Here is a 4,649-nt window from a genome sequence, read left to right as displayed (position 1 = left end):
GACTGCTCCGGCATCGAGGCCGCCCTGGCCGCTGCCGCTCACGCGGTACGCCCCGGCGGCACCCTAGTCGCGGTCGGCAACCCGCCCCAGCCCCGGACCACGCTCCCGCTGGCCTGGATGCAGCGCCAGGAGCTCAGCCTGGTCACCGCCTTCCGCTACGCCGGGGAGTTCCCCGCGGCGGTGTCCCTGGCCGCCACCGGGCGAGTCGACCTGGAGTCGCTGATCACCGCGCGCTTCCCGCTGGAACGTTCGGCGGACGCGCTCCAGACGGCGCTCACCGACCCGGCACAGCTGAAGGTCGTCATCGAACCCATCGAACGCATGGAGCCCATCGGGCCCTGAGCGGGCGTGGCCTGGGCGGCATCCCGTCCGTCCCACCCGTCACAATGGGGATCATGCCCCGACGTACCCGACGCCCGCAGCCGGGCCACCCCACCCCGGCCACCTGCCCCTGCGGGCTACCCGCGGCCTATGACGACTGCTGCGGCCGGCTGCACCGCGGCCAGGCCCCGGCGACCACCGCCGAGCAGCTGATGCGCTCGCGCTACAGCGCCTTCGCCGTCGGGGACGAGGCGTATCTGCTGCGCAGCTGGCACCCCACCACCCGGCCGCCCGGCGCGGACCTCGACCCGGGGCTGCGCTGGGTGCGTCTGGAGATCCTGGGCACCACCGAGGGCAGCGCGTTCCACACCACCGGCACCGTCGAGTTCCGCGCCCACTACACCCAGGGCGGCCGCGCGGGCTCGCTCCACGAGAACAGCCGCTTCGCACGCCACGAGGGCGCCTGGGTCTATCTCGACGGTGTGACCGAAGACTGACCCCACCCCGCGTCAGCGATCACGGTCCGCACCGACTTGGTCATTTGTTTCCCGTGTCGTCGCCGACGCCTTCTGGTGCCCGGTCAACTCCGGGGCGATGCTGGGGCGCTGTGCGTGTGAACCACGCGTGTCCCCTGGCCCCATGGAGTTGCCGTGCCTCCTGTCGCGTTCGCCAGACCACTGGCGGCCCTGGCCGCGATGTCCGCCCTCGTACTGGGCGCCGCCGGCCAGGCCACCGCCGACAACACCCCCGCCCCGGCGCCCGAACCCGTCCCCAGGTCGTCCTCGGAGATGCTGCGCCCGGTCGCGCCCCCGGCCGCCAGCGGTGCGACGGGCGCCCGGTCCGTGGCCGACGGCGACGGGGTGCAGACCGCCCGCTCCTCCCGGCCGGTCGCCCCGGGGGTGCGGCTGACCTCGTACGACCGGCTGGAGTCGGACAAATGGCTGCGGGTCGACTCGCTGTCGGTGGACCTGACCGGCGGCACCAAGGTCGACTATCTCCACCCCGACAAGGTCGCCAAGCGCCGGCCCGTCTCCCAACTGGCCGCCGAGCACGATCCCGGGCCGGGGCGCCGCACGGTCGCGGCCATCAACGGTGACTTCTTCGACATCAACCAGACCGGCGCCCCCGAGGGCAACGGCATCGACGACGGCCGCCTCGTCAACTCCGCCTCCGCCGCCGGGCCCGCCCGGGCCGTCGGCATCGGCCCGGCCGACGCGGGCCGCGTCCTCCAGCTCTACTTCGACGGCACCCTGACCCTCCCCGACGGCCCCCACCCGCTCGCGGCGCTCAACGCCGCCAACGTTCCGGCCACCGGGATCGGGGCGTACACCGCCCAGTGGGGCGAGGCGGACCGCGCCCAGACCGTGGACGGCGCACGGCGCACCGCCGAGGTCACGGTCGTGGACGGCAAGGTCACCCAGGCGGCAGGCGCGCCCGGCAAGGGCCCGATCCCAGCCGACGCGACCGTGCTGGTCGGCCGGGACGCCGGGGCCGACACGCTGTCCGAACTGGCCGTCGGCGACGCGGTGTCGATGGAGTACCGGCCCCGTACCGACGGCGGCGACCTGCCGCGCACCGCCGTCGGCGGCCGGGAACTGCTGGTCGTGGACGGCAAGGCGGTCGGCCACGAGGGCGAGGGCAACAACGCCACCGCGCCGCGCACCGCGGTCGGCTTCTCCCGCGACGGCCGCACCATGCGGATCCTCACCGTGGACGGGCGGCAGGCAGACAGCGGCGGCGTCACCCTCACCGAGCTGGGCCTGATGATGAAGGACGCGGGCGCCTACAGCGCCCTCAACCTCGACGGCGGCGGCTCCTCCACCCTCGTCGCCCGCGAGCCCGGCAGCGACACCGCCCGGGTGGAGAACAGCCCGTCCGACGGGGCCGAGCGCATCGTCCCCAACGGCCTGGCCCTCACCGCCCCCGACGGCAGCGGCCGCCTCAAGGGCTTCTGGGTGGACACCGCGATGGACCGCGCGTCCGCGCCCACCGCCGATCCGGTCCGGGGCGGCCACCCCGAGCGGGTCTTCCCCGGGCTCACCCGCCGCCTCACCGCCGCCGGTTACGACGAGACGTACGGTCCGGCCGAGGGCGCGCCGCAGTGGCGGACGGACGATTCCCGCATCGGCCGGGTCGATACCGACGGCACCTTCACCGCCCACCACGGCGGTGACACCACCGTCACCGCCCGGCGCGGCGCGGCCCATGGCGACCTCCGCCTCACCGTCCTGGACCGGCTGGACCGGATCCAGCCCACCAGCCGACTGGTCGGCCTGGCCGACGCCGAGGCCACGGGCCGGTTCGGCATCGTCGGCCTGGACGCGCACGGCACCAGCGCCCCCGTCGAACCGTCCGATGTGCGACTGTCCTACGACCACGCGCTGTTCGACATCGCCCCGGACCCCCGGACCGGCACCTTCACCGTCAAGGCGCGCCACGACCAGGCCGCGGGACAGGTCAAGGCCGCCGTCGGCGGCACCACCACGGTGCTCGCCGTCACCGTCGGCCTGACCGAGCGGCAGGAAGCCTCCTTCGACGACGCCGACCGCTGGACCTTCAGCCAGGCCCGCGCCTCCGGTTCGGCCGAGGCCACGCCAGACGGCCACACCGGCACCGGGCTCGAGCTGGACTACGACTTCACCCAGTCCACGGCCACCCGCGCCGCCTATGTCACCCCGCCCCAGCAGATCGCGGTGGACGGACAGCCGCAGTCCTTCGGCCTGTGGATCAAGGGCGATGGCCAGGGGGCATGGCCCACCCTGCACCTCAAGGACGCGGCGGGCTCGGACCAGTTGCTGCGCGGGCCGTATGTGACCTGGACCGGATGGCGACATGTCGACTTCGCCGTACCGGCCGGGGTCGCCTATCCGCTGAAGGTCAACCGCTTCTACCTCGCGGAGACCTCCGCCACCCGCCAGTACACCGGCAGGGTGGTCATCGACGACCTGACCGCCCGGGTGCCGCCCTCCGTCGAACTGCCCACCGAGAGCGTGCGCCCCGATCCGCTCATCTCCACCGCCGCCCGGACGCGGGGACGTGACTGGCGGTTCGCGGTGATGTCCGACGCGCAGTTCGTGGCGCGCGATCCGAACAGCCCCATCGTCGCCCAGGCCCGCCGCACCCTGCGGGAGATCAAGGCGGCCAAGCCCGACTTCCTGGTGATCAACGGAGACTTGGTGGACGAGGGCTCCCCCGCCGATCTCTCCTTCGCCCGCACCGTGCTGAAGGAGGAGCTGGGCGATGAGCTGCCCTGGACCTACGTCCCCGGCAACCACGAGGTGATGGGCGGCTCCATCGACAACTTCACCGCCGAATTCGGGCCCGCCCACCGCACGTTCGACCACCGGGGCACCCGCTTCCTCACCCTGGACACCTCACGTCTGGGGCTGCGCGCCGGTGGCTTCGACCAGATCAAGGAGTTGCGCGCCCAGCTGGACGCGGCCGCCAAGGACCCGGACATCGGCTCGGTCATGGTGATCGAGCATGTGCCGCCGCGTGACCCCACCCCTCAGCAGGGCAGCCAGCTGGGCGATCGCAAGGAGGCGGCGCTGCTGGAGGGCTGGCTGGCCGACTTCCGCCGCACCACGGGCAAGGGCGCGGGGTTCATCGGCAGCCATGTCGGCACCTTCCACGCATCCCGGGTGGACGGCGTCCCGTATCTGATCAACGGCAACTCGGGCAAGAACCCCGCCACCCCGCCCGGCCAGGGCGGCTTCACCGGCTGGTCGATGGTCGGCGTGGACCACGTCTCCGCCCGGGAGCAGGCGGCCGCGCGCCACGCACCGTGGAAGGGCGGCCCGGACTGGGTATCCGTGCAGACCCGCGCCCATGTGGACGGGCTGACCGTCACCGCCCCGGCCGAACTGCGCGCCGGGCAGGGCGCCGATGTCACCGCCACCGTCCTCCAGGGCGAGGGGACCGCTGCCCGCCGGGTGCCGGTCGGCTTCCCGCTCAGCGCGGACTGGACCGGCTCGCCCAACCTCCACATCGGCGATCCGGACGACGCCGGGCGCCGTGATGTGGCGGCGTACGACCCGGCCAGCGGCAAGCTGACCGCGCTGCGCCCGGGAACGGCCACCCTCGCGGTGAGCGTGAACGGCGCCATCGCACAGGCGCGGTTCACCGTCACCGCGGCGGCCGCGGCCCCGGCGGCCTAGTGCCGCGTCAGTCAAGGTTTGCCCGGTAGCGAGGCGTCCTGGTGCGGTCAGCTGCAAGGCGCCGAATCGGCCTCGAGGGGGCACCGCCCGGACGAAGTCCAGGGGAGGGCCTACTCGGTCGGTTCGGCAACGCCGCCGGGGGCACCTCCCAGCGGTAGCTGGGGGCGGCCG

The 4,649-nt window shown here is 73.9% G+C and carries 2 protein-coding genes and 1 pseudogene; all 3 read left to right on the top strand.

Annotated features, from left to right (window positions below; genetic code table 11):
• A pseudogene (locus GWI24_RS40680) lies at nucleotides 1-342 on the top strand (NAD(P)-dependent alcohol dehydrogenase); the annotation flags it as partial.
• A gap of 53 nt (nucleotides 343-395) precedes the next feature.
• Entirely contained in the window at nucleotides 396-818 is a 423-nt protein-coding gene (locus tag GWI24_RS40675) for a YchJ family protein (RefSeq protein WP_210951049.1), read from the top strand.
• Nucleotides 819-1,016: 198 nt separating this feature from the next.
• On the top strand, nucleotides 1,017-4,478 hold the full coding sequence (locus GWI24_RS40670; protein ID WP_210951050.1) for a phosphodiester glycosidase family protein: 3,462 nt from the start codon (nucleotides 1,017-1,019) through the stop codon (nucleotides 4,476-4,478).
• Nucleotides 4,479-4,649: the final 171 nt, after the last annotated feature.

It is taken from the genome of Streptomyces sp. MK37H (assembly GCF_018035285.1).
Taxonomy (GTDB): domain Bacteria; phylum Actinomycetota; class Actinomycetes; order Streptomycetales; family Streptomycetaceae; genus Streptomyces; species Streptomyces endocoffeicus.
This window is presented reverse-complemented; position numbering and strand designations above follow the sequence as displayed.

Bases quoted from the DNA above. Each gene is read 5' to 3' on its own strand.
- GWI24_RS40675 (WP_210951049.1), top strand. From the start codon at position 396: ATGCCCCGACGTACCCGACGCCCGCAGCCGGGCCACCCCACCCCGGCC.
- GWI24_RS40670 (WP_210951050.1), top strand. From the start codon at position 1,017: ATGTCCGCCCTCGTACTGGGCGCCGCCGGCCAGGCCACCGCCGACAAC.